Origin of the sequence: Streptomyces sp. NPDC005435, from assembly GCF_040703155.1 — a bacterium.
Taxonomy (GTDB): domain Bacteria; phylum Actinomycetota; class Actinomycetes; order Streptomycetales; family Streptomycetaceae; genus Streptomyces.
On sequence record NZ_JBEXEQ010000033.1, the window covers coordinates 11816 to 36058 of the forward strand.

The following is a 24243-nucleotide window of genomic DNA, read 5'->3' on the forward strand; positions in this document are numbered from 1 at the left end:
CGCTATGACGCTGCCCACCCAGCACATTCTCACCGCGGTCGAGACCCTGCGCGGCGTCGCCGTGCGCACGCCCATGCTCACCTCCGCCGCGTTCAACGAACAGGTCGGCCGCACCGTCTGGGTGAAGGCCGAGAACCAGCAGCGCACGGGCAGCTTCAAGCTGCGCGGCGCGTACAACGCGGTCGCCAACCGCGGCGAGCAGGAACAGCACCAGGGCGTCATCGGAGGCTCCTCCGGCAACCACGCCACCGCGCTCGCCCTGGCCGCCCGCGAGGTCGGCGTCCCGGTCACCGTGGTGGTGCCGGCCGACCTGCCCGTCGTGAAGCGGCAGGCGATCGAGACCTTCGGCGCCCGGATCATCACCTATGACCGGCTTTCCGGTCGCCGTGAGGAGATTGTCCACGCGCTGGCCCAGCGGGATCGGCTGACCATCGTGCCGTCGGCCGATCACGAGCTGGTCATCGCAGGGGCCGGCACGGTCGGCTGGGAGATGCTGCAAGAGGCTCCGGACCTGAAGTCGCTGCTCGTGCCCGTCGGCGGGGGCGGCCTGGCGGCCGGAACCGCGGTCGCGGCCGCCGGGCACGACCCCGGCCTCCCGGTCTTCGGTGTCGAGCCCGCCAGCGCCGACGACACCCACCGGTCCCTGCGCGCCGGTATGCGCATCTCCATCCCCCCGCCGGTCACGATCGCCGACGGGCTCGGGCACCGTGAGCCCGCGCGCCTGCCGTTCGCCATCAACCGGCGGCTGCTCGCGGGCGTGATCACCATCGCCGAGCAGGAGATATCCGCTGCCATGGCGTACCTGTTCCGTCACTTCCGCCTCGTCGCGGAGCCGTCCGGGGCCGTCGCGTTCGCCGGGCTCCTGCGGGTGCTGCCTCAGCTCCCGGACGGCCCGGTCGGCGTGGTGGTTTCCGGCGGCAACGTGGACTGGAACACCTACAAGACCCAGCTCGACCACACCATGCCCCGAACGGAGTACCTGCCCCATGCCGCCGCCGTGCTGCACTGACCCCTCGCTTCCGAGTCCCGTGCACGAGCCGGTCCCCGTCGTCACCCAGTACGCCACGGCGGACCTGATCGGCCCGATTGCCTACGAGGGGTACGACGCCGGGAACGACCCGCGCTGGCAGACCAGCGGAGCGCCGTCCCAGCGGGTCTACGCCCGATGGTGCCGCCACATGTGCGGCATCGCCTGCCTGCGCATGGCGCTGCTCCACCGCGACGGTTACGCCCCGGACCTGTTCACCCTCCTCCAGGGCGCGCGTCACTTCGGCGCATACGTCCGGCAGGCCGGCAGCACCGAGATCCGGGGCATGATCTACGCGCCGTTCGCGCAGTACGTGCAGGCGACGCATCACCTGCCCGCGACCCTCCACGGCGCCCTCGAACTCGAAGAGCTGGTGGGCCTGTTGGACGGTGGCCGCATGGTGATGGCGTCGGTCTCGAAGGAGATCCGGCGTCCCGAGCGTGACCCGGAACGGCGCGGCGGGCACCTGGTGCTGGCCGTCGGCCACTGCGACGGACGGATCGTCTTCCGCAATCCCAGCGGTCACACGTCCCGGAGCCGGTCCGCCGTTCTGCCCGTCGATCGGTTCGGGGTGTTCTTCGGCGGCCGGGGCGTCTCGCTCCAGCCGAGCCGCCGCTCACGGCCCGGTCCCTTGCTGCCCGGTGTGTCACAGCCGGGAGCGTCCCGACCCACCATCTGAGGAGACCTACGTTGCATCCCCTGTCGCTGTCCATGATCGCCGCGGTTGTCTCGGGCAAGCTCGCCGACGTTCCCGACGCCGATGTCCAGGTGTCCGAGGCGGCGGTGTTCGACTCCCGCGAGGCCGTGCCCGGATCGCTGTTCATCGCGCTCAAGGGCAAGAACGGCGACGGCCACGACTACGCCACCTCCGCCATCACGCAGGGCGCCGTCGCGGCCCTGGCAACCCGACCCCTCGGTGTGCCCGCGATCATCGTGGACGACGTCCTCCAGGCGTTCGCGCGCCTCGGCCGGCACCTCAACTCCGAGTGGCTGACGGCCAGGGTCGTCGGCATCACCGGGTCGGCGGGCAAGACCAGCACCAAGGACTTCATCGCCCAGGTGCTGCCGGGCAACGTGGTGGCGACCCCGCAGTCCTTCAACAACGAGATCGGCCTGCCGCTGACCATCACCATGGCCCAGGACGACACCGACTACCTGGTCCTGGAGATGGGCGCCCGCCACATCGGCGACATCCGGGACCTCACCCGCATCGCCCGGCCCGACATCAGCGTGGTGACGAACGTGGGTACCGCGCACGTGGGCGAGTTCGGCGGACGCGACAACATCGCCAAGGCCAAGGGCGAGATCGTGGAGGCGCTGGCACCGGACGGTCTCGCCGTGCTCAACGCCGACGACGAGCGGGTGCTGTCCATGCGCAGCCGCACCAAGGCGCAGGTGGTCACCTACGGTCTCTCCGAGGAGGCCGACATCCGCGCCACCGAGCTGAAGACCGACGGCCAGGGCCGTACCTCCTACAGCCTGCACGCCCCCGCGGGCAGCGCCCGCGTGGAGCTGAAGTTCGTCGGGGACGTCCAGGTCCACAACAGCCTGGCCGCCGCTGCCATCGGCATCCACGCCGGCCTCACCGTGGAGGAGGTCGCCAACCGGCTCTCCGCCGCGATGCCGCGCTCGCGGTGGCGGATGGAGACCACCACCCGGGCGGACGGCGTGACCATCGTCAACGACGCCTACAACGCCAACCCCAGCTCCATGCCCCACGCCCTGGACGCGCTGGCCGCCATGTCCCGAGGCAAGGACCAGCGGTCCATCGCCGTGCTCGGCCGGATGAACGAACTCGGCGCCGACTCGCGCACCGAGCACATCCAGATCGGCCGGTACGCGGCGGCCATCGAGCTGGACCGCGTCATCCTGGTGGGAGAGGAAGAGGCCCGGTGGATGCTGGAGGGCGCCAACGACACCGAGAACCGCGTGGTGCACGTCCCCGACGCCGATACCGCCCTGGAGCTGCTCCATCGAATCCTCCAGCCCGGCGACGTGGTCCTGGTCAAAGCGAGCAGGGGGGTCCAGTTGCAGGACCTCGCCGAGAGGCTGCTGCACCCGACCCCCCCTGCCCAGGACGCTTAGGCGACCGCCGGGTGCTGCGCGTCCAGCGCGGCGCGCAGCACCTGGCCCGCCTCGGTGATGTCACCGGTGCCCATCAGCACGACCACGTCGCCCGGCCGGGCGACCGAGGCCGCCAGCGCGGCGGCCTCGGCCCGGTCGGCCACGACGCCTCTGCTGACTCCGCCGATCTGCTCGGACAGCATCTCCAGCGCGCCCACGATGCTCTGGGCGCTGTCCGTCAGCACCACCTCGTCGCTGCCCGCCAGCGCCTTGGCGAAGCCGTCACCGAACGCCTCCAGCCGGGCGGCGCCGGACGGCTGGAACACCGTGATCACCCGGCCCTGACCGGCCAGGGAGCGCGCGGCCACGAGGTCGGCCTCAACCTCCTCGGGGTGATGGGCGAAGGAGTCGTACACCCGGACCCCGGCCGCCTCGCCCGCGGCGGTCATACGCCGCACCATGCCGTCGAAGTAGCCGAGTTGCTCGATCGCCTCGTCGCAGTCCACGCCCAGGACGTCCAGCGTGGCGATCGCGGCGGCGGCGTTCGCGAGCTGGTGGGTGCCCGCAGTACGGAGCACCAGCTCGTACGTTCCGCCGTGCGGTCCGCGCAGCACGGCTCGCGTGTGCCGACCCTGGGTGGACGGCTCGCTCAGCCGCCAGTCGGCGGTCGGGGAGAACCCGAACGTCACCACGCGCGGGCCGTCGTTCCGCAAACGCGCGGCGAGTTCGCGGGAGCCCGCCGAGTCCACGTCGAGCAGGAGGGTGCCGCGCTCGTGCAGGCCCAGACGGATGCACTGCTCGAAGGCGTCCACCACGTCGCTCTCGGAGGAGTAGTTCTCCGGGTGGTCCCACGCGACGTTTGTGACGACCGCCACGTGCATGTTCACGCCCAGGTGCGAGCGGTCGGACTCGTCGACCTCGGCGACGAAGGTGCCCGACAGGTTGCCCTGGTGACCGCCGCTGCCCGGCACGTCCAGGTCGGCGCCGATCGCGTACGAGGGCTCCCGGCCCGCGCGGGCCAGCGTGAACGCCAGCATGCCCGCCGTGCTCGACTTACCGTGGGTGCCCATCACGGCGACCGCCCTGACGTGCGCCTCCATCAGCGCGTTCAGGACGGCGGACCGGTGAACGACGGGCGGCCCGAGTTCGCGCGCGGCGACGATCTCCGGGTTGTCCTCCGCGATGGCGTGGGTGAACACGACCGCGGACGCGTCCGCCGGGACGTGCCCGGCCCGGTGGCCGGTGTACACACGCACGCCCAGGCGGGCCAGCTCCTCCAGCCCCTCCGTCGTCCGGACGTCGGAGCCGGACACGGTGTAGCCCTGCTCGGCGCACACCCGCGCCACCGGCAGCATGCCGATGCCGCCGATGCCGACGAAGTGCAGCCGGCTCAGGTCGAGCGGCCGGGCAGACAGGTCCGGCCTGATCTTGGGGACTGCGGTTTGTGCCATGGAACAGCCTCCTTGGAGGCGGCGCTCGCCACCTCAACTGACAGCTATCTCCCCCGAGTTGAAGGGGGCCCGGTAACCGTCGCGCGGCGGCCCACGCACCGTCTACGACCTGCCGTGTTGCGAACCCGTTCGCAACACGGCCCCAACGGTCAGGGACGCTGCGCCCGCCGGGACGGGGACCGATGAGGACTCCCAACTACGCACTCGCGCTGGCACTCGCCGAGGCTGGCTGGAGCAACAGCGAGACGGCCCGCCGCATCAACACGCTCGCCGTCAAGCGCGGACACCCCGGCGTCGCCGTAGGCCGCTCGCGAGTCAGCCGGTGGATACGCCACGGCGAAAAACCACGACCACCTGTACCCGAGCTGGTCGCTGACCTGCTGACCGAGCAACTACACCGGCGCTACACCCCTGACGCCTTGGGGATAGGTCCAGCTCAGAACCTGCTGATCACCCTCGACCCGCGCGAGCACCACGCCCTAGCAGCAAGGGCGGCGGCTGCGAACATGACCATCGAGCACTACGCCCGGACCCTGCTTCAACTAGCTCTTGGGCAGTTGAGACGCCCCCTCACCACCTCGGACGAGGCGCTGCCACAGCAGCGGTGCACACCCATGTGACGGGGTGCCGGTTTCCGGCGTACTCCAGCAAGCACCCGCCGTCAGGTCGCCACTCACCTGGCACGGAGGGCGCGCCGACGAGGCGACGGGCTCCCGATCGACGCAGGCGTTGAGGAAACCCGCACGCCTCCGACCGCTCCAACGCCCGTGGCAGCTTCGTTCCTTTCGCCCCCAGGCCCTGTTGCGCCGACAGATCCGGCAGCGCGTTCAGACCGTTCGTCGAGTCGCGCGCAGCACGACGTCACTGACGTGGTGGGTGCTGGCCGCGCCGTGGGGTCGCGGCCGGGTTTCGTGAGTCTCGACATGCCAGGTGTCGGGGTGGGCAGCAAGCGCGGCGGCGACCTCGTCGACCCCGACGAACGCCTCGGGGTCGTACATCCGAGTCTGGGTCGCCACGTCCACCGGGTCGCGCAGGGGGGTGAGGTCGTGGTGGACGACCAGGAGCGTGCCGCCGGGGGCGACGGCGGCGAGCAGGCTGCGCAGGCCGCGCTGGTCGGGCGTGCGTTTGAACGATCCGTACTGCAGGGAGACCAGGTCGAAGGTCTCGGTGCCGAAGGGTGCGGGATCGTTGGCGTCGCCACGGACGAGGTTGACGGCGAGCCCGCGGCGTTCGGCCTCGGCGCGCACCCGGGCGAGCGCGTTGCCGGAGATGTCGGTGGCGGTCACCTTCCAGCCGCGCTCGGCCAGCCAGAGAGCGTCGGCGCCCTCGCCGGTTCCGACGTCGAGGGCTTGACCCGGTGCCAGGGCGGTGACCTCGTGGACGAGCGTACCGTTGGGGTTGCCGCTCCACGTTCGGTCGCGGCCCCCATAGCGGGTGTCCCAGTCGGTCTCCTCGCCCGAGCGCCGGACGGCGGCTTGCAGATCCTCCTCGGCGAGGCTGAAGGCGATCATGGCGCCGATCTGGCTGCCCTGGGCGGCCGACGGCAGCACCTGCAGGCTCGGGTCGGTGACGTTGCCTGCTGCATAGATCCCCGGTACAGCGGTCTCGCCGCGCGGGTCGACCGGGAGGAAGTCGCCGACGCCGGTCGGGTGCGGGGTGGTGGTGAGCCCGACCCCGGCCAGCACGTCGGCGCGCGCCCGAAACCGCGAGCCGACCACGACTGCGTCGGCCTCAAGGACACGACCGTCGCTGAGCTCGACCCCGGACGCCGCGCCATCCAGTCCGGTGAGAACCCGGCTGACCTCGCTGCGCTCGACGATGACGCCGGAGGCTGCGAGTGCTTCGACGACTCCCTCGTCGAGCCCGGTCGGGTCGTGCAGTACGACGGTCAGCCGGTCGGTCAGGTGCCGGAACAGCGGGGTCGGGTGGAGGCCCAGTGGGTGAGTGACGATCTGCACCAGGCGTTGGTCGCGCACCTCGAAGCCGTGGCAGAACGGGCAGTGGATCACGCCGCGCCCCCACCCCTCGGCAACGCCGTCGATCGCGGGGAGTTCGTCCGACAGGCCGGTCGCGGCGAGTACGCGACGGGCCACCAGCGTGTGCCCGCCGGTGAGGTCGAGCCGGAACCGGCCGTCGTCGTGACGGCTCACCCCCATGACCCGTCCCGGGAGCACCTCCCCGCCGTACGCGCGTACCTCTGCGCGCCCGATGCCCATCAGCTCGCCGGGCGCGGCTCCCTCATGTCCCAGGTAGCCGTGCATGTGCTCGGCCGGGGCGTTGCGTGGGGTGCCGTCGTCGACCACGACGACGCTGCGCCGCTGACGGGAGATCTGCAGGGCGGCGGCGAGCCCTGCGGCCGAGCCGCCTATCACGGCGACGTCGCAGTGACGCTCCAGGGTGGGGTACTGGGTATGGCTGCCATGCTCGGTGGGCTCGGAATGGGCTGCCTGCCGGCTCTGAGCGGAGTGGTTTTTCATGCATCCGACGGTACGGCGCCATGCGCTCTGCGCAAGCCTTCTTGCACCATTAGCAAGGCGTGCCAGGATAGGGGCATGAACGGAGTCGCCGACATCGAAGCCCTGGCGCGGTCCCGCCTGCGCAGCATGCGCACCACCTTGGGGTACTCCCTCGATGAGCTGGCCGAGCGGACCAACCTCAGCCCGTCGACCATCAGCCGCGTCGAGACGGGAAAGCGCACGCTGAGCATCGACGTGCTCGTGCCGCTGGCCAACGCCCTCCAGGTGAGTCTCGACGTACTCTTCGAGGCGCCCACCGACGACGATGTCGTCATCCGTCCGGTCGCGCACAGTAGCGGCACGCGAACGACGTGGCCGCTGAGCCGTCCGGACGGCCGCATGATCGCGGTGAAGATGCGCCTCGAGCCGTCCGGCAGGCCGCCCAGCCAGCGGGTACACCCGGGCCACGACTGGTTCCTCGTGCTTGAGGGGTGCGTGCGGCTGTGGCTGGGCGAGCGGCAGATCGACGTCGCCGCGGGAGAGGCCGCGGAGTTCGCGACGATGGTCCCGCACGCGATCACGGCGGCGAACGCTCCGGCCGAGTTGATCATGGTCTTCGACCGCGACGGACAGCGCGCACACGTGCACCAGTGAACCTCACGACAGGCGCGGCAGAACCAGAAAGCCGCCCCGGCCACACTGCCCAGGCAATCTTCGTCATGAATACCGGCCGCCGACGAGCGCGAGCACGGTAGGTGCCCCGCACCGGCCTCGTGACCTGCAACGCCAGGATGCACACCGCTCGGAGCGGCGCTTCCGAAAGGGGCAAGTCCGGCCGTGCCCCCGCCGAGGCACGGCCGGAATCTCCGCCGGCTACGCGAGCAGCCTGGCTACCACGAGGACTTGGCGACCCCGGGCAGGAAGCCGGCGTGGGCCTGCTCGCGCATGCCGACCCGTGACAGGCCGAACTTCCGCAGGTACCCGCGCGGCCGACCGTCCACGCTGTCGCGGTTGCGCACCCTGGTGGCGCTGGCGTCGCGCGGCTGACGGCGCAACTCCTCCGCTGCCGCCTGGCGTTCGGCGTCGGTGGAGGACGGGCGGCGGATGATCTCCTTCAGCTCTGCTCGCCGAGCCGCATACCGCTCGACGGTCACCTTGCGCTTCTCGTTCTGCGCGATCTTGCTCTTCTTCGCCATCAGACCTTCCCTCCCCTGGCACGGATCCTGGCGACCGCGGCCTCGATACCGATGGTGTCGATGGTCTTGACGCCCTTGGCACTCAGCGCCAGGCGCACATGCCGGCCCTCGCTGGGGAGCCAGTAGCGCTTGCGCTGGATGTTGGGGTCGAAACGGCGCGGGGTGCGCCGGTGCGAGTGGGAGATCTTGTTGCCGAAGCCCGGCTGGGCGCCGGTCAGTTGGCAGTGGGCGGACACGAAGTTACCTGCCTCTCGTCGGGTGACTGGTTTTGGTAATGGAAACCATGTTCAATATAGTAGCGGTCATGGCACGCACCGACGCACGTCCCGTCATCAAGCTCCGCTCCACCGCGGGCACCGGCTACACCTACGTCACCCGCAAGAACCGCCGGAACAACCCGGACCGCCTGGTTCTGCGCAAGTACGACCCGATCGCCCGCAAGCACGTCGACTTCCGCGAAGAGCGCTGATCCCCGTCCACGCCCCCCGAAGGAGCACGTCATGAAACCCGGAATCCACCCCGCGTACGGCCCCGTCGTCTTCCGCGACAAGGCCGCCGACTACGCCTTCCTCACCCGTTCCACCGCGACCAGTGACCAGACGATCGAGTGGGAGGACGGCAACACCTACCCCGTCGTGGACGTCGAGATCTCCCACGTGAGCCACCCCTTCTACACGGGTACCGCCCGCGTCCTCGACACCGCGGGCCGCGTCGAGCGATTCGAGCGCCGCTACGGCCTGCGCGAGGCGCGGTGATGCGGGACTCCCGGCTGCCCGTCGTCATCGTCGGAGGACTTCACTCCGACGCGCGCAAGGAGGTCGTCGACCGCCTCCTGCGCTCCGTCCCAGGCAGTGTCGTTCTCCATCACGACCTGACCACCGCGAGTGAGGGCACCCTGCAGCGCACGGTCCGGGACGCCTCGGGCGAGTTGTCGCGAAGCGACGCTCCTCTCGTCAACGACTGCGCCTGCTGCGCACTTCGCGAAGACCTCGTCCCCGAACTGGAGCGGCTGGCGGAAAGCGGGCTGACCCGGCTCGCGATCGTCGAGCTGTGGGACTCGGTCGAACCCAAGCCGATGGCCGAGGTCGTGGCCGCACACGGCGGTGAGGCGCTCGACCTCACCAACGTGATCACCGCAGTCGACCCCGCCCTCGTACTCCCCTATCTCGGCAACGGCGACGACCTGGCCGAGACCGGTCTCGCGGCCGCTCCCAGTGACCAGCGCACTGTCGGCGACACATGGGCCCGACAGTTGGAGTACGCGCCCGTTCTCGCGCTCGTCGACAGCGAGAACGCGGACGACGAGGACCGCGCGCTGCTCGCTCAGCTCCACCCGACCGCGCGAAGGGTGCCCGCCGGCTCGGGCGAACTCGCCCAGGCCGCCTTCGCCGGCTTCGACGTCGATTCGGCGGCCGATGCCCAGCATCCGGCCTGCGCCCTTCTCCCTCAGGAGGCGGACGAGGCGGGAGTCACCACCCTCGTCTGGCGCCGTCACCGACCCTTCCACCCGGGACGTCTCTACCAGGCACTGGAAGACCTGTGCTGCGCGGCAGCGCGGAGCCGTGGCCGGTTCTGGCTCGCCGACCGCCCCGACACCCTGCTCGCCTGGGACGCCGCCGGGGGCGCGCTGTGCGTGGAGAACGCCGGTCCCTGGCTCGCCTCACTGCCGGACGCCGCCTGGGAGATGGTGCCGCCCGTACGCCGCGCGGCGGCGGCCCTCGACTGGCACCCCGAACACGGCGACTGCTGCCAGCACCTTGTGTTCACCTCTCCCGGCCTCGACCGCGACGGCCTGGAACGACTCCTCGAGTCCTGCCTTCTCACCGACGCCGAGTACGCCGGAGGGCGCGAGGCGTGGCAGCTCCTGCCCAGCGCGTTCGACTCCCTCCTCGACCCCGTCTCCTAGTCCCTTCCCCGACCGACTCGGCCCCCACGCAAGGAAGTCCCATGGCCCGCCGCCCCGACGCCCGCAAGCCCCTGAAGCCCCGTCGCAACCCCCTCGACGCCGCTGGAATCACCTATATCGACTACAAGGACACCGACCTGCTGCGAAAGTTCATCTCCGACCGCGGCAAGATCCGCAGCCGCCGGGTCACGCGCATCACCGCCCAGCAGCAGCGGCAGATGGCCACGGCCATCAAGAACGCCCGGGAGATGGCACTGCTGCCCTACGCGAGCCGATAGCGACATCCGCCACGCGCGTCATTTCGGGGTCGTCCTGCCCGCTCCGCACGCCTGCGGGCCCCTGCCGCAGGGCGACCCCGAACGCCCGGACGGCGACGTCCGCCCGAGTGACCAGTCCCACACCAGCCACCACCCAGCCCTATTGCACATAGGTTGCAATTGCTTATTGGATGCTTGTGTCTTGGCTCTGGTTCAACAGGCAGGAAGGTACGCCCACATGCCGGTCTCCCCCACCCGCCGGAGTGTGCTCGCCGCCGCGGCCGCGACAGGAGCTGGCCTTCTCGCCGGCTGTTCGTCCGCGAACTCCGCCTCCACGTCTCCGAGAAAGGGCGGGACGCTGCGCGCGGCCTTCCCCGGCGCGGGCGTGAAGGAGACGATGGACCCGCACGCGCAGCGGCAGTTCGTCGACATCGCCCGGCACAAGGCCGTCTTCGACAAGCTCGTCGAGCTGGACGCGACCCTGCGGCCCGTCCCCCGGCTGGCGCGTTCCTGGTCCAGTGACGACGAGGCCCGGGTGTGGCGCTTCGAGTTGCGCGCGGCGCGGTTCCACGACGGGCATGTCCTCGACGCCGACGACGTGCTCTACAGCCTCTCCCGCATCCTCGACCCCCGCGCCGCCGACCACTTGGCGAAGAACTCCCTCTCCCACATCGACCTGCCCAACTGCCGCAAGGTGGGCAGGCGGGGTGTGGAGATAGCGCTGACCCGGCCCAACGCCGAGCTACCCGGTCAACTGGCGATGACCGGCACGTCCATCGTCCGCGACGGCTGGGGCGACCCGAGCAAGCCTGTCGGCACCGGTCCATTCCGGTTCGTCTCCTTCACCGCCGGACGCAGCTTCGGCGGGCGCCGCTTCGACGACCACTGGAACGGGGCCCCGCATCTCGACGAGGTGCGGATCCTGTCCGCGGAGACCGAGGCGCGTGCCGCCGCCGTACGCGGCGGCGAGGTGCACTTCGCACACGAGATGACACCCACCTTCGCCCGCACGGTCGCACACGACAGCAGGGTGCGGGTGGTGGCCACCAAGCGCAGCGGAGTGCAGGGCTTCGCGCTGAAGACGGACAGGCCGCCCTTCGACGACCCGGACGCGGCGATGGCCGTGAAACTCCTCGTGGACCGGAAGCGGCTGGTGGAGGTGGTCTGTTCGGGCCGTGCCGAGATCGGCAACGACGTGTACGGCAAGGGCTACACCTACTACCCGGAGGGCCTGGAGCAGCGCGAGCGGGACGTGGCGGAAGCGCGTCGCCTGCTCAAGCGCACCGGTCTGTTCAACAAGAAGGTCACCTTCTACACCTCCACCGCGGCCGACGGCTTCGCGCAGGCCGCCCATCTGTTCGTCGAGCAGGCCGGCGAGGCGGGTCTGAGGGTGGAGGTGGTCAACGGGCCGCCGGAGTCGTACTTCACCGATGTGCTGTCCAAGGGCACCATCACCAACCACCGGTGCGGCGCCATGACCATCCCCACGTACATCAGCGAGCGGCTGCTCTCCGACGCCCCGCAGAACGCGACCGCCTGGAAGCACGAGGACTTCGACGAGGCGTTCACCGCCGCGCGGGCCGTGGTGGGCGACGCCGAGCGCACCGCACGGTACCGGTCGGTGCAGACGACGCTGCGCGAGCGGGGCGGGCTGGTGCTGTGGGGGCATCCGGAGTGGCTGAACGCCGTCTCCCGCACGGTCCACGGCGTGAAGGAGGCTCCTCCCAACACCGTGGACTGGGCGAGGTTCGACACGGTGTGGCTGGGCTGAGCACGAGGTGCTGCGCTACACCTTGCGGCGGTGCGGATGGACACTCGTCCAGCTCGCCGCACTCAGTGTCATCGTCTTCCTGCTGACCGATCTGCTGCCGGGCGACGCCGCCACCGTCGACTTCAACGAGCAGGCCGGCCTGGACCAAGTCGCCCAGTTGCGGCAGCAGATGGGGCTCGACCGGCCGATGGCCGAGCGGTTCACGGACTGGGCGCACGGCCTGCTCACCGGTGACCTCGGTACGTCACTGGTCGGCGGGGGTCCGGTGAGCGAGGTGCTGTCCTCCTCGGTGCCGGTGACAGCCACGCTGGCTGTTGTCACGATCGTGCTGCTGATACCGCCGGCCGTCGCGATCGGCCTGCTGACCGGGCTGCGGGCGGGCGGCCGCGCCGACCGTGTCGTGTCCGCGGTGACGCTGACGCTGACCTCGGTGCCCGACTTCGTCCTGGCCCTGCTGCTGGTCGGCGTCTTCGGGCTCCGGCTGGGCTGGCTGCCGTCGACCTGGGTGGGCGCGGACGACGCGTGGTGGCAGCGGCCGGAGCTGTTCGTCCTGCCGGTGGCCGTACTGCTGGCCCGGACCGTGTGTGTGCTGTCGCGGCAGATCCGGGCGGGTACGGTCACGGCGCTGGACGCCGGTTACACGGTGCAGGCCCGCCGTCTCGGGGTACCGCCGGTCCGGCTGGTGCTGCGGCATGTGCTGCCCAACGCCGCGGTGCCCGGAGTGCAGGAACTGGCCCGTACCGGTGACCAGTTGCTGGGAGGTGTGCTCATCGTCGAGGCCGTGTTCGCGATCCCCGGCACGGCCACCGCGCTGATCGAGGCCGTGCAGAACCGTGACGTGCCCACCGTGCAGGCCCTCACCCTCACTCTGGCGGCCGTGGCGTGCCTGCTCAATCTGGCGGCGGACCTTGTGAGCCGGCGCCTGGCTCCCCGTACGGAGGTGCTGCGTTGAACGCCCACGGGCGCACCCCGAGGACGGCGGTGGGGGTTCTGTTCGTAATACCGCCGGTCACCACGGCCGTCGTCGGCCCGCTCGTGACGGACGCCGACATCCCTTCCGACGGTATGCCCTACGCCCTCGGTGACGGTCACCCGCTCGGCACGGACGCCCTGGGCCGGGACGTGCTGACCTTGGTGCTGCGCGGCGGGGCCAGCGCACTGGGCATGGCCTGTGGGGCGGTGGCGCTGGCGGTCGCCGTGGGCGCCGTGCTCGGGCTGGCCGCGGCGGCCTCCCGCAGCCGGTGGCTGGACGACCTGCTGATGCGGCCCGTCGAACTCCTCCTGCCGCTCCCCTCGTTGCTCGTCATCAGTGTCGTCGGGGTCGGCTGGCGCGGGCATCCGATCGCCGTGGCACTGGCAGTGGCCGCCCTGAGCGTGCCCGCTGTGGCCCGGCTGCTGCGGGCCGCGGCGCTGGACGCGGCCGGCGGACCGGTCGCCGAGGCGATGCGTCTGCAGGGCGAGTCCTCGGCACGCGTCCTCTTCGGGCACGTCGGACGGACCGTGCTGCCGGTCGCCGCCGCCGACGCCGGCACCCGCGTCGGCGTCGCCGTCTTCACGGTGGCCGCCGCCAACTTCCTCGGTCTCGGCCTCGATCCGACCTCCCCGGACTGGGGCGTGGTCATCGCCGGAAGCCGTGAGGCCCTGTTCGTACAGCCATGGGCGGTGCTCGCCCCGACGCTGTTGCTCGTCATGTTCGTGGTGGGGATCAATCTGCTGGTGGACGGGCTGTTGCCGCACGCCCGGAAGGCCGGAAGGAAGACCGGGGCGAGGAGGGCCGCCGCATGGACCCGGTGATCGAGGTCAGCGGTCTGACCGCCCGTGCGGGGACGGCCCGTCTCCTGGACGGTGTCGATCTCACCGTGCGTTCCGGCGAGGTGACCGCCCTGGTGGGCCCGTCCGGCAGCGGCAAGACCACCGCGGCGCTGGCTCTCCTGGGCGAGGCCGCACCCGGCGTACGGCTGGCCGGCACGGTCCGGGTCGCCGGCGTCCAGGTGGTGGGCGACGACGGACCGACGGGTGCCGCACGGGACGTCCGTGGGCGGGTCGTCTCCTACATGCCCCAGCATCCGGCCCACGCCCTCAACCCGGCCCGGCGGATCGGCCCGGTGCTCACCGAACTCGCCCGGCTGCACCGGCCGGGCGGCACGGACGGCGGGCGCGGCACCGGCGGCCGGTCCGCCGCCGCCCGGGAGCACGCGGCCGAGGCGCTGCGCACCGCCGGGCTGCCCGACGACGCCGCCACCCGGCGCCGCTTCCCGCATCAGTTCTCCGGCGGTCAGCGACAACGGGTGGCACTCGCCCAGGTTCTGGCCTGCGGCCCGCGCGTGCTGGTCCTCGACGAACCCAGCACCGGCCTCGACACGGTGGCCCGGCTGCGGCTGGCGGGAGAGCTGACCCGCCTGGCCGCCGAGGGGTACACCCTGCTGCTGCTCAGCCACGACCACGACCTGGTCCGCGCGGTGTCCGCCCGCACGGTGCTGCTGGACCGCGGCCGAGTGACCGGTGCCGGCCCCACGCCGGAGATGCTCCCGCCCCCGGCGGTGCCGCCCCCGCTCCCCGCGCCGGCCGCGCCCGTGCGCTCCGGGTCCGTTCTCGCCGCCACGGGGCTGACCGCGTGGCTGCGCCCGGGTGGACGGGGTGAGGTGCTGCACGATGTGAACGTTCAGGTGCCCGAGGGCGGCTGCACCGCGATCGTCGGCCCCTCGGGCAGCGGCAAGACCGTCCTCGCCCGCTGCCTAGCCGGACTGCACGAGCGCCACCGCGGACAGGTCTCCCACCGGGGCGAGCCGCTGCCCTTCCTCCGCCACCGCACCGCGCGTCAGATCCGGGGTGTGCAGTACGTCTGGCAGGAGGTGCGCAACTCCTTCGACGAGCGGCGCACCGTCCTGGAACAGGTCGCCCGGACCGCCGTACGGCTGCGCGGTCTCACCGCATCGGAGGCCGAGCGGCAGGCCCGAGAGCTGTGGGAGCGGCTCGGGCTCACCTCGGAGCACACCACGCGGCGCGCCTCCTCCTTGTCCGGCGGTGAACTCCAACGGGCCGCGCTGGCCCGGGCGTTGCTCGCCGAACCCGACGTGCTGATCTGCGACGAGATCACCACGGCACTCGACGCCGTCAGCACGGACCTGGTGACCGCCGAGATCATCCGCCTTCGCGAGGAGAGAGGCGCGGCCGTGCTGTGGATCGGACACGACCTCGCGCTCGTGGAGCGGCTCGCCGACGACCTCGTCGTCCTCGACACGGGCAGGGTGGTGGAGAGCGGAGCGCGCCGTGCCGTCCTCTCCTCCCCCGGCTCCGCGACCACCCGCCTGCTGCTCCGGTCCCGGCATCTGGGCACAGCCACCCCCGCCGCCGCAGCAGCAACCCAGCCCACCGACCGGCGAAAGGAACATCCCCGCCCATGACCACGATCCCGTCCACGTCCGACTGGCAGCAGTGGCAGACCAGCTGGGACCGCCAGCAGGAGTGGTACATGCCCGACCGGGAGGAACGCTTCCGCGTCATGGCCGACGCCGTCGAGGCCGTCGCGGGCGAGACCCCGCTCGTTCTCGACCTCGCCTGCGGCACCGGCAGCATCGCCGACCGGGTGCTGCGCGCGCTGCCCGGCGCCCGCGTCGTCTGCGTCGACATCGATCCGGCTCTGCTGACCATCGCCCGCGGTCATTTCGCCGACGACGAGCGTGTCGCCTTCGCTGAGGCCGACCTCACGGACCCCGGCTGGACCGAACGGCTCCCCCACACGTCCTTCGACGCCGTGGTGACGGCCACCGCCTTGCACTGGCTGGACACCGAGCCGCTACGCCGCCTCTACGGCACCCTGGCCGGGCTGCTGCGGGAGGGCGGCGTGTTCCTCAACGCCGACCACATGTACGACGAGTCGGCGCCCCGCCTCAACGCCGCCATGAACGCCCTGCTCACCCGGCGCCAGGCACGGCAGCGCGGCGAGGGCGCCCTCGACTGGGCCGACTGGTGGAACCGGGTCGCCGACGATCCCGCCCTCGCCGAACCGGCGGCCCGTCGCTTCGCCCTGCTGGGAGACCCGCGCGAGCCCCGGCCCGCGAGCGCGAAGCGCGACCGCCCCACGACCACCGACTGGCACCTCACCACCCTGCGGGAACAGGGCTTCTCGGAGGCACGGCAGATCTGGTGCTCGGCAAGTGACGCGCTGGTGGCCGCACTTCGCTGAGCCGCCGCCCCGCCCCGTGCCCTGCCCTGCCGAGGAGGTGCGGGCGAGGTCACCGCGAGCCGGCGCTGTCGATGAGCGGATCGGTGAAGGACGTCCAGCCGTCACGGCCGAGCGACAGCTCGGCATCGCTGAGCAGAGCCGCATCGAGCGCGGCACGGATCCGCCGGGCGTCGATGCCGACACCGGTGAAGACGATCTCGTTGCGGCGCTCACCGTAGTAGTCGTGCCAGAACCAGGAGGCGAGCGTCCTCCGCCGGGGCGAAACCGCGGCCCAGGCCCGCGGGTCGTCGGCTTCCAGCCACCGGCCCGCCTCCGCGAGCTCCAGATGGGCTCCGGCCGTACGCCAGGTGACGACGGAGTCCGGCCTGCCGGGCAGCCTAGAGGTGGCCACGGCTGCGCACCACCCCGCGCACCACGTCGGCGAGCGCCGCGGAGAGCCGCTCGGGGTGCAGGGGCCGGCGGGCCCTCCACAGGACGGACTCCACCCGTTGGTCGGGGCCATGTCCGAGGCGCGGCATGGCCACCGGGTCCAGTTGCGCCTGCCATTCCTCACTCGCTCCTGGACGCGCGGTCCGGACCAGGTCCGGTGGAAATCCGTCCTCATGGACCACGTCGGCCGCCAGGGGCACCGCGCGGGGGTTGAGTTGGCTCACCAGGGCGGCGGCCCCGGGAGCCTGCCCTCCGCCTCGGGAACGAGCAGCACGTCGGCCGCCTCCACCTGCCGGGCAGCGGCTTCGGCCAGGACCAGTCCCCCATGGAACTCGCCCCCACGCGCGGGCGCCACAACTCCACCAGCAACGACAGGAGGTCCAGGTTCTCGGGCAGGACGAGGACGCCGTGGGGCCGCTCCGCCGTACGCCACAGGGCGTGGAGATCCTGACGGAGGATCACCGCGGGGTCACCCGTCGCACCGTGGGCCACGGCGTTCCGGAAATCCGCGTCGACGCCGGACACGAAACGCTGGACGACCGGACGGCCCTCGTCCCCGCCGTGGATCGTCACGGCCGCGACCACGGCGCCGGGTGCCGCGCGCAGCAGACGGTCCATGGCCGCGCCCCGGACTTGCGGGGTGTTCCCCGCGACCACACTCAACAGACCCTTCGGCACGCTGTCTCCCCTCAATTGAGGTGGGCGCCGCGCCCCGGAGCCGGCTCGGCCCGCAGCCGCCGCGGAAGCGTTCCGTCGTCGGGCATGCCGGCCTGGATCCACGCACAGACCACATCCGCGTCGTTCGCGGTGGCGATAGGTCCGAGCAGGACGGCGGCCCCGCTGGGTCTGCGGTCCGTCGTGCAGGGCGAGTTCCCGGCAGTCGGTGCAGGCGATCGGCGCGAGGGGACGGCCCGCTCCAGCGCCGGGTCATACGACCCGGTCAAAGTCACCCGCGCACACGGAAGTTGAGGGCGTACACCATTGCGAGACGCGTGAAAATGATTATCATCTTCATCGTGTGGTCCAGAAGGGGCCACCCGAAAGGAGCCTTCCGTGCGCCATCCCGTTCGCCTGCTGATGGCCGCAGGCGTCATGGTCGGAACTCTCATCGCCGCCACACCGGTTCAGGCAGCCGACCAGGTGGTTCTCAGCAAGGGCCACGTCGACGTCGTCGGCGTGGGATACGAGGACGGAGAGCTGGAGCTCGCCGTTCACGACGAAAGCTCGGGCGACGAGGTCGAGTACGCACCGGAGAGCGTCCGGCTCCAGGCGCTGCCCGCCGCCAGGACCACCGTGCCCGACGACCCGGCGTACGCCTTCCTGGGCAACGCCGGCAGCAAGGTCTGGATACTGCCCGAGACCCAGAACCCTGACCTTCTGTGGGCCGGCTTCGGCGCCGAGGAGCTCGAGTCCGGCGTCCTCCAGGACGACACCGTCGACGCCGAGTTCCTGTCCCTCCAGGGCCCCGGGAAGCTCGCCGTCTACACCGACGACGTGTTCGGTTCCCCCGAATCGGTACTGGTCGACAGCGGCGACGGACTACCTGACACCGTCACCCTGCACGCCGGCGACCACACCCACGCGAACTGGGCCTTCACCGCCGCGGGCACGTACAAGATCCGCGTCAAGCTCTGCGGTCACCTCGCCTCCAACGGTCAGTCCGTGCACTCCCGCACGGCGACCTACACCTTCAAGGTCCTGAACTAAAAGGAGCGGCAACCATGCGCACCCCCCTCAGATTCCTCGGTCCCCTCGCCACCGCGGCCGCCCTTCTGGGGCTCGTGGCCTCACCGGCTCAGGCCGCCACGGTGCTGACCAGCGGCCACGTCGATGTCGTGGACGTCGACTACGCGTGCGGCGCCCTGTCCGTGCACGTCCTGGACGGCACCGGTTCCACCGACGTCGAACGCCCTCCCGGCGACGTGACCTTCCGGGTACCGCTGGCCGCCAAGCACACCAACGTGCCCACCACTTCGGCATGGTCCTTCCTCGGCACCGGCGGCACGGCGTGGATCCTTCCGCAGAGCCAGGACTCCGGTCTGCTGTGGGCGGGCTGGAACACCACGGAGGTCCCGTCCGGGGTCTTCCGGAACAACCGCGTGTCCTTCCGGCTCACCAACGTCAGCGGCCCCGCCGGCTTCAGCGTCTACACCGCCTCCGGGTCCACGCCCACCGTGCTGTTCGACAGCGGTGACGGACTGCCCGACGCCCTCGATGTCAACGCGGGCGCCCACACCCACGCCAACTGGGGCTTCGACGCGCCGGGCACCTACACGGTCACGTTCGACGTCACGGGCGTGCTCAGCTCCACCGGAGCCACGGTCTCCTCCGGGCCACAGCAGTTCACCTTCGAGGTTCTCGACGGCTGACCCGCGCTCGGCCGGCGGGCCGGAGCACCTCAGCCAGGTCTCCGGCCCGCCTCCGCGGTGGCGGCGGGCGGATACGGTCCGACAACTCGTACTGTTTCCCGCCCAGTTGGGCTTAGCAATACTTGTACCTGGAAACGACTACTCCCGAACAGCAGGGCCGGACGGGGCAGGGAGGGGTCTTCATGGATGCGCCGCTGTATCTGCGGCCGCGAGTGGAACCGCCACTCGGCGCGTTACTGGACGACGGGCCCTTCCTGTACTCGCTCGTCGCGGCGCTCGGGTCGCCCCTGAACGTGCTGCTCCCGCAGACGATCGCGGAGAACCTGGCACGTTTCCGGGCCGTCTACCGGAGTCACCGCCTCACCGGACGCGTATTCTTCGCGCACAAGGCGAACCGTTCCAGCGCCCTGGTCCGCAGGCTGGCGGCCGAGGACCCGGCCGCCGTAGGCATCGACGTCGCCTCCCTCGATGAACTGCGGCACGCACTCGGCAGCGGATTCACCAGTGACCGGATCCTGGCCACCGGCCCCAAGAACCCGGAGTTCCTGTGGCTGGCCGCCCGGGTGGGCGCGACCGTCGCTCTGGACTCCCTCGGCGAACTGGAGCAGTTGGCCGGTCTGGTCCGGACGTACGGCCTTCCCCGGGTGGACGTGCTGGCGCGGCTGTCCGGGTTCGAGGCGGCCACCGGCCCGGGGCGCCCCGCGACACGCGTGCTCTCGCGCCGCAGCCGCTTCGGTGTCCCGGTACGGGAGGCCGAAGAACTATGGGAGGCGCTGGAGCGGCACAAGGACGCCGTCGAACCCACGGGTCTCGCCTATCACTTGGACACCACCGGCGCGCAGGAGAAGATCCGGGCCCTGGAGCAGTGTGTGCTGCTCATGGACGAGGCCCGGAGCAGGGGACTGGCCCCCCGCGCCCTCGACATCGGCGGGGGCTTCGGAGTCGGCTACCTCGCCGAAGCCGAGCAGTGGGAGCGATGGGCGACGGCGCTCAACGAGGCGGTGCTGGGCATCCGGCCGCCCCTGACCTGGGGCGGCCACGGCTACGGGTTGCGCAACGACGGCGGGACCCTGCGCGGGGCCGCGGCCCTGTATCCCGCTCATCGCAGCAGTGCCGGGCCGGGTTATCTGGACGAGCTGCTGTCAGCGCCCGGCCCGGTCCTCGGGCGGCCGTTGTCCACTCTTCTGCTGGAACACCTGCACGACCTCCATATCGAGCCCGGCCGTTCCCTCGTCGACCAGTGCGGGCTGACCCTGGCCCGCGTGGCGGAGGTGCGCCGCCTGAACGCGGACCACGGACCGTATCTGGTCCGCCTGGAGATGAACGCGGGCGACATGAGCCTGGAGGAACACGGAGTCCTGGTCGACCCCGTTCTGCTGCCCCGCGGCGCTACGGCGGACCCCGCACACGCACCGGAGCCGGTCGCCGTGCACCTTGTCGGCAATCTCTGCCTGGAGGCGGACCTGATCACCCGCCGGCTCGTCCACCTCCCACGGCTCCCCCGCGTCGGCGACGTACTCGCCTTCGTCAACACCGCCGGTTACGCGATGGACTTCCGCGCCAACCGGGCGCAGCGCCAGCCGGTCGCGCGTACGGTCGCGGTGGAGCGTGCGGAGAGCTCCTGGCGCTGGTGCCCGGACGAGGACTACTGGCCGATCACTCACCCTGAGGGAGCGCCGTCATGAGGTACGACAGCATCACCGAGGCCATCGGCAACACCCCGCTGGTGCGTATCGACCCGGACGTGCACGGGCTGCGCAACATCGATCTCTACGCCAAGCTCGAACTGCTCAACCCCTTCGGCTCGGTGAAGGACCGGCCCGCCTGGCACATGGCGCGCCCGCTCCTGGAGACCGCGGCCGGCGGTGACGGGACGGTGGTGGAACTCTCCAGCGGCAACACGGCCAAGGCGCTCGCCCTGCTGGCGGGCATGCACGGGCTGAGGTTCAAGAGCGTCACCAACCGCATGCGGGTGCCCGAGATCAAGGAGCTGCTGCTGCTCCTGGGAGCGGAGATCGAGGAGCTTCCCGGCCGGAGCGAGTGTCTCGATCCGACCGACACCGACGATCCGTTGACCCGGTTCCACCAGGCGCTCGCCGAGCCCGGCAGTGCCTACCTCCACACCGACCAGTACTTCAATCCGCGCAACGCTGAAGCCCACGCCATGGGCACGGGGCCCGAGATCGTCAAGGACCTGGACGGGCGCGCACCCGACTGGTTCGTCGCCTGTGTCGGCACCGCCGGTTCGTCCACCGGCGTCGCCCGCGCGCTGCGCGAGCACCATCCGCGGGTGGGGGTCGTGGGGCTGGTGGCGCACAAGTCCGACTTCATTCCCGGCATCCGGACGATGGACGAGGTCCAGCAGGTCGGTCTGTTCGATCCGGCGACCTACGACACCATCGAGTCGGTGACCTCCCAGGAGGCCATCGACGGGATGGTGGCCCTCATCCGCCGTTGCGGTGTGCTCTCGGGTCCCACAGGGGGCGCCGCCTACCACGGTGCGGTGCGCCGTCTGCGGGCCGTCGACGCCCGGCTGGCGGAGACCGGCGAGCGTCAGTCCGCCGTCTTCATCGTGTGCGACCGGGCCGAGAGCTATCTCAGCTATGTGCGGGACCGGCGCCCCGAGTTGCTGGGCCGGCCGGCACACGGTCACTCGGTGGCCTCCCTCACGGAAGCCGAAGTGCAAGAGAGGGGGAAGGCGTTGACCGTCGCCGACGCGCGGAGCTGGACGGCGGAGGCCGATCCGCGCCCGCTGGTGGTCGACCTGCGCGGACCGCACGCCTACGCCGCGCTGCACATCGAGGGGTCGATCAACATCGTCGACGAACTGTTCGAGGAACTCGTCCGTACCGGTCTGCCGTTCAGCAAGCGGACGCCTCTCCTGCTGGTCTGTCCGGTCGGCGAGAAGTCGATGCGTTTCGCCGCGCTCCTGACCCGCATGGGGCATCCGGACGTCCGCAGCCTGGCGGGCGGTGTCGTCGCCTGGCGGGACGCGGGCGCACCGTTGGTGCGGGAGTGAACGCCGTGGCCCCTTCCGACGGAACGCGTCACGACACCGTGCTCTGGCAGCGGAGTCTGCGGGAGCAGTTCCCCATCGTCACCGCCCACCCCGACGTGTCCTATCTCGACAGCGCGGCGACGTCCCAGAAGCCCCGAGCGGTCCTGGACGCGGTCCACACCTATCTCACGACCATCAACGCCAATGCGGGACGCGGCACTTATCCCTGGGCCAACCGGACCACGAAGCTGGTCGAACGTACCCGCGCCCGCGTCAAGGAGTTCCTGGGAGACCCCGCCCCGGACGGTTCCTCCGTTCATTTCACCAGCGGCACCAGCGAGGGGCTGCGTGCCGTCGCCCGCGACTGGCTCGTCCCCCTGCTCGAGGACGGCGACGAGATCGTCGTCCCCTTCGCCGATCACCGCGCCAATCTGGAGCCGTGGCTCGAAGCGGAGCGGCTGCTCGCCGAACGCGGCGTGCGGATCCGCGTACGGGCCCTGCCGTGCCAGGACGTCTCGGGGGACTACGACCACCGTGCCTTCGCGGAGGTCATCGGCCCGCGGACCCGGTTCGTCGCGGCCACCCACGTCCACCATGTGTACGGCGGTGACATGAACGTCCACCGCATCCGGGCGGCCGTCGGTCCGGACGTGCCGATCTGCCTGGACGCGGCGCAGAGCGTCGGGCACTCCCCTCTCCGGGTCGGTCCGGACGGCCTCGACGTCGACTTCGTCGTGTTCTCGGGCCACAAGGCGATGGCTCTGCCCGGCTCCGGCGCGGTGTGGGCCCGGGACGTCCGGGGGCCCGCCTTCCGCCCGGGCGGCTGGCAGGGCACGCCGAACACCGTGGGCATCGTCTCGCTGCTCGCCGCGCTCGACTGGCTCGACGCGGCGGGTGTGGAGCGGATCGAGTCCTGGACGGCCGGTCTGGCCACCCGGCTGACCGACCGGCTGCGGCACCTCGACGCCTACGAGATCCTCGGCTGCCCCACCAGTCTGGCCGCGGACGCCTCGGTCCCGTCGGCTCAGCGGCGCCGCGGCATCGTCAGTTTCCGACACCATGACATCCCGTCCGACGACCTCGGTTTCATCCTCTACAGCCACGGCTTCATGGTGCGGGCCGACAGTCTGTGCCAGGCAGGTGCGAAGGACAGCGACGGGGTGGTGCGGGTGAGCCTCCATGTCTACAACACGGAGGAGGAGATCGACCGCCTGCTGACCGTTCTTGCGTCATTGGCGTGAACAGCAAGTGATAACCGTTTCCACCTGTAGATTGCTCGGTACCACAACAGGTGAGCGACGGAAAGAGGTGGCGCGATCCGATGGGCGTGAGCATGGCTGCGGCCAAGGACTGGGTGGAGCGCTGGGAACGGCAGCAGCAGCGCTACGCGGTGGACCGCGAGGAACGGTTCACCGTCATCGCGGACGTGGTCGAACACGTGGCGGCCGGCCGCTCCCGGCCGCTCCTGCTCGATCTGGGCTGCGGGCCGGGCTCCCTGTCGGCCCGGCTCGCCGCGCGCCTGCCGGACGCCGAGATCATCGCCGTCGACATGGACCCCCTGCTGCTGGAGCTGGGGCGCACCCATCACGCGGACGCCGCCCGCTATGTCGAGGCGATGATCGGCGCGGACGGCTGGACCGATGCTCTCAAGGCCGACCGTGAGGTGGACGCCGCCGTTTCGACCACGGCACTGCACTACCTGGCCGAGCCGGCCCTGCTGGACACCTACCGTGCTCTGGCGGCCATGCTGCGGCCGGGCGGCGTGCTCGTCAACGGTGACCACTTCCCGCCCTCCGACGGGGCGTGCCGGAGCGTCACCGCACACGTGGGACGCCGCCATGCCGAACGGACGGACGCCCACACCCCCGAGGACTGGCAGTCCTGGTGGGCGGCGGCGGCCCAGGACCCCGAACTGGCCGACCTGTTCGACGAACGCCTACGGCGTGTCTCCGCGTGCGGCGGGAACGGCAGCGGTCACTTCTCGGCGGCCCACCACACCGAGCTGCTGCTGCGGGCCGGCTTCGCCCATGTGGCACCGGTCTGGCAGTACGGGGACAGCTGCGTGCTGGTGGCGGTCAAGGGCTGAGTTCCCGGTGCCGTACCGCCGCTGTGCGGAAGTCCGCCGGGCACGGC

Annotated in this window: 27 protein-coding genes; 20 read left to right on the forward strand and 7 right to left on the reverse strand. The window is 71.2% G+C overall.

The window, feature by feature from the left end; genetic code table 11:
* Positions 1 to 4: 4 nt before the first annotated feature.
* Genes AB0898_RS30130 through murF form a run of 3 tightly spaced genes read left to right on the forward strand, consistent with a single transcriptional unit; the run spans position 5 to position 3112 of the window.
* Complete coding sequence (locus tag AB0898_RS30130; RefSeq protein WP_366806213.1) at positions 5 to 1009, forward strand: pyridoxal-phosphate dependent enzyme; 1005 nt, start codon at positions 5 to 7, stop codon at positions 1007 to 1009.
* Positions 1010 to 1028: 19 nt separating this feature from the next.
* Positions 1029 to 1706, forward strand: a complete 678-nt coding sequence (locus AB0898_RS30135; protein WP_366806214.1) for a peptidase — start codon at positions 1029 to 1031, stop codon at positions 1704 to 1706.
* Positions 1707 to 1717: 11 nt separating this feature from the next.
* Positions 1718 to 3112, forward strand: coding sequence for a UDP-N-acetylmuramoyl-tripeptide--D-alanyl-D-alanine ligase (gene murF / locus AB0898_RS30140; protein WP_366806215.1), 1395 nt, complete (start codon positions 1718 to 1720; stop codon positions 3110 to 3112).
* Here murF and murC read toward each other — a convergent pair.
* Positions 3109 to 4542 (reverse strand): Mur ligase domain-containing protein, encoded by a 1434-nt coding sequence (gene murC, locus AB0898_RS30145; protein ID WP_366806216.1) that lies wholly within the window; start codon positions 4540 to 4542, stop codon positions 3109 to 3111. The two genes, murF and murC, sit on opposite strands and share 4 nt — an antisense overlap.
* 182 nt (positions 4543 to 4724) lie before the next feature.
* Here murC and AB0898_RS30150 point away from each other — a divergent pair, with 182 nt between their 5' ends.
* A complete protein-coding gene (locus AB0898_RS30150) occupies positions 4725 to 5162 on the forward strand; it encodes a hypothetical protein (protein WP_366806217.1) in 438 nt (145 codons plus the stop codon).
* Between the two features lie 207 nt (positions 5163 to 5369).
* Here the strand turns inward: AB0898_RS30150 and AB0898_RS30155 are convergent, their stop codons facing one another.
* Entirely contained in the window at positions 5370 to 7019 is a 1650-nt protein-coding gene (locus AB0898_RS30155; protein WP_366806218.1) for a bifunctional NAD(P)/FAD-dependent oxidoreductase/class I SAM-dependent methyltransferase, read from the reverse strand.
* Between the two features lie 75 nt (positions 7020 to 7094).
* Here AB0898_RS30155 and AB0898_RS30160 point away from each other — a divergent pair, with 75 nt between their 5' ends.
* Positions 7095 to 7652, forward strand: coding sequence for an XRE family transcriptional regulator (locus AB0898_RS30160; RefSeq protein ID WP_366806219.1), 558 nt, complete (start codon positions 7095 to 7097; stop codon positions 7650 to 7652).
* A 236-nt stretch (positions 7653 to 7888) separates the two neighbouring features.
* On the opposite strand, the gene rpsN is transcribed toward AB0898_RS30160, so the two are convergent.
* Both rpsN and rpmB read right to left on the reverse strand, forming a co-directional pair.
* Positions 7889 to 8194 (reverse strand): 30S ribosomal protein S14, encoded by a 306-nt coding sequence (gene rpsN / locus AB0898_RS30165; protein ID WP_366806220.1) that lies wholly within the window; start codon positions 8192 to 8194, stop codon positions 7889 to 7891.
* Positions 8194 to 8430, reverse strand: coding sequence for a 50S ribosomal protein L28 (rpmB, locus tag AB0898_RS30170; protein WP_366806221.1), 237 nt, complete (start codon positions 8428 to 8430; stop codon positions 8194 to 8196). The genes rpsN and rpmB overlap by 1 nt, the downstream gene beginning before the upstream one ends.
* Positions 8431 to 8498: 68 nt before the next feature.
* On the opposite strand from rpmB, the gene rpmG reads away from it, so the two are divergent.
* The 9 genes from rpmG (at position 8499) to AB0898_RS30215 (ending at position 16314) form a co-directional block, all read left to right on the forward strand.
* Entirely contained in the window at positions 8499 to 8663 is a 165-nt protein-coding gene (gene rpmG / locus AB0898_RS30175; RefSeq protein ID WP_366806222.1) for a 50S ribosomal protein L33, read from the forward strand.
* Between the two features lie 31 nt (positions 8664 to 8694).
* Positions 8695 to 8949 carry a type B 50S ribosomal protein L31 gene (locus AB0898_RS30180; protein ID WP_366806224.1) on the forward strand — a complete coding sequence of 85 codons (255 nt, stop codon included), beginning with the start codon at positions 8695 to 8697 and terminating at the stop codon, positions 8947 to 8949.
* Complete coding sequence (locus AB0898_RS30185) at positions 8949 to 10100, forward strand: GTP-binding protein (RefSeq protein ID WP_366806225.1); 1152 nt, start codon at positions 8949 to 8951, stop codon at positions 10098 to 10100. The genes AB0898_RS30180 and AB0898_RS30185 overlap by 1 nt, the downstream gene beginning before the upstream one ends.
* Before the next feature lie 41 nt (positions 10101 to 10141).
* Positions 10142 to 10378, forward strand: a complete 237-nt coding sequence (gene rpsR, locus AB0898_RS30190; protein WP_366806226.1) for a 30S ribosomal protein S18 — start codon at positions 10142 to 10144, stop codon at positions 10376 to 10378.
* 217 nt (positions 10379 to 10595) lie between these two features.
* Complete coding sequence (locus AB0898_RS30195; RefSeq protein ID WP_366806227.1) at positions 10596 to 12128, forward strand: ABC transporter substrate-binding protein; 1533 nt, start codon at positions 10596 to 10598, stop codon at positions 12126 to 12128.
* Between the two features lie 7 nt (positions 12129 to 12135).
* Positions 12136 to 13080, forward strand: coding sequence for an ABC transporter permease (locus AB0898_RS30200; protein WP_366806228.1), 945 nt, complete (start codon positions 12136 to 12138; stop codon positions 13078 to 13080).
* A 29-nt stretch (positions 13081 to 13109) separates the two neighbouring features.
* On the forward strand, positions 13110 to 13922 hold the full coding sequence (locus tag AB0898_RS30205; protein WP_366806229.1) for an ABC transporter permease subunit: 813 nt from the start codon (positions 13110 to 13112) through the stop codon (positions 13920 to 13922).
* Entirely contained in the window at positions 13910 to 15532 is a 1623-nt protein-coding gene (locus tag AB0898_RS30210; protein ID WP_366806230.1) for an ATP-binding cassette domain-containing protein, read from the forward strand. Before AB0898_RS30205 ends, AB0898_RS30210 begins: the two co-directional genes overlap by 13 nt.
* Positions 15529 to 16314 carry a class I SAM-dependent methyltransferase gene (locus AB0898_RS30215; protein WP_366806231.1) on the forward strand — a complete coding sequence of 262 codons (786 nt, stop codon included), beginning with the start codon at positions 15529 to 15531 and terminating at the stop codon, positions 16312 to 16314. Before AB0898_RS30210 ends, AB0898_RS30215 begins: the two co-directional genes overlap by 4 nt.
* A gap of 49 nt (positions 16315 to 16363) precedes the next feature.
* Here AB0898_RS30215 and AB0898_RS30220 read toward each other — a convergent pair whose 3' ends face one another.
* From AB0898_RS30220 to AB0898_RS30230, 3 genes are read right to left on the reverse strand one after another with little or no spacing between them, the layout of a single operon-like run.
* A complete protein-coding gene (locus tag AB0898_RS30220; RefSeq protein ID WP_366806232.1) occupies positions 16364 to 16705 on the reverse strand; it encodes a GTP-binding protein in 342 nt (113 codons plus the stop codon).
* A complete protein-coding gene (locus AB0898_RS30225; RefSeq protein ID WP_366806233.1) occupies positions 16692 to 16967 on the reverse strand; it encodes a GTP-binding protein in 276 nt (91 codons plus the stop codon). The genes AB0898_RS30220 and AB0898_RS30225 overlap by 14 nt, the downstream gene beginning before the upstream one ends.
* Positions 16964 to 17098 carry a hypothetical protein gene (locus AB0898_RS30230; protein ID WP_366806234.1) on the reverse strand — a complete coding sequence of 45 codons (135 nt, stop codon included), beginning with the start codon at positions 17096 to 17098 and terminating at the stop codon, positions 16964 to 16966. The genes AB0898_RS30225 and AB0898_RS30230 overlap by 4 nt, the downstream gene beginning before the upstream one ends.
* Positions 17099 to 17796: 698 nt before the next feature.
* Between AB0898_RS30230 and AB0898_RS30235 the strand changes: the two genes are divergently transcribed.
* The 6 genes from AB0898_RS30235 (at position 17797) to AB0898_RS30260 (ending at position 24196) form a co-directional block, all read left to right on the forward strand.
* A complete protein-coding gene (locus AB0898_RS30235; protein ID WP_366806235.1) occupies positions 17797 to 18450 on the forward strand; it encodes a choice-of-anchor M domain-containing protein in 654 nt (217 codons plus the stop codon).
* A 14-nt stretch (positions 18451 to 18464) separates the two neighbouring features.
* Positions 18465 to 19112 (forward strand): choice-of-anchor M domain-containing protein, encoded by a 648-nt coding sequence (locus AB0898_RS30240; RefSeq protein WP_366806236.1) that lies wholly within the window; start codon positions 18465 to 18467, stop codon positions 19110 to 19112.
* Positions 19113 to 19294: 182 nt separating this feature from the next.
* Positions 19295 to 20797 carry an alanine racemase gene (locus tag AB0898_RS30245; protein ID WP_366806237.1) on the forward strand — a complete coding sequence of 501 codons (1503 nt, stop codon included), beginning with the start codon at positions 19295 to 19297 and terminating at the stop codon, positions 20795 to 20797.
* Positions 20794 to 22131 (forward strand): pyridoxal-phosphate dependent enzyme, encoded by a 1338-nt coding sequence (locus AB0898_RS30250; RefSeq protein ID WP_366806238.1) that lies wholly within the window; start codon positions 20794 to 20796, stop codon positions 22129 to 22131. The genes AB0898_RS30245 and AB0898_RS30250 overlap by 4 nt, the downstream gene beginning before the upstream one ends.
* Positions 22128 to 23351 carry an aminotransferase class V-fold PLP-dependent enzyme gene (locus AB0898_RS30255; RefSeq protein WP_407078431.1) on the forward strand — a complete coding sequence of 408 codons (1224 nt, stop codon included), beginning with the start codon at positions 22128 to 22130 and terminating at the stop codon, positions 23349 to 23351. The genes AB0898_RS30250 and AB0898_RS30255 overlap by 4 nt, the downstream gene beginning before the upstream one ends.
* Positions 23352 to 23431: 80 nt before the next feature.
* On the forward strand, positions 23432 to 24196 hold the full coding sequence (locus tag AB0898_RS30260; RefSeq protein WP_366806240.1) for a class I SAM-dependent methyltransferase: 765 nt from the start codon (positions 23432 to 23434) through the stop codon (positions 24194 to 24196).
* Positions 24197 to 24243: the final 47 nt, after the last annotated feature.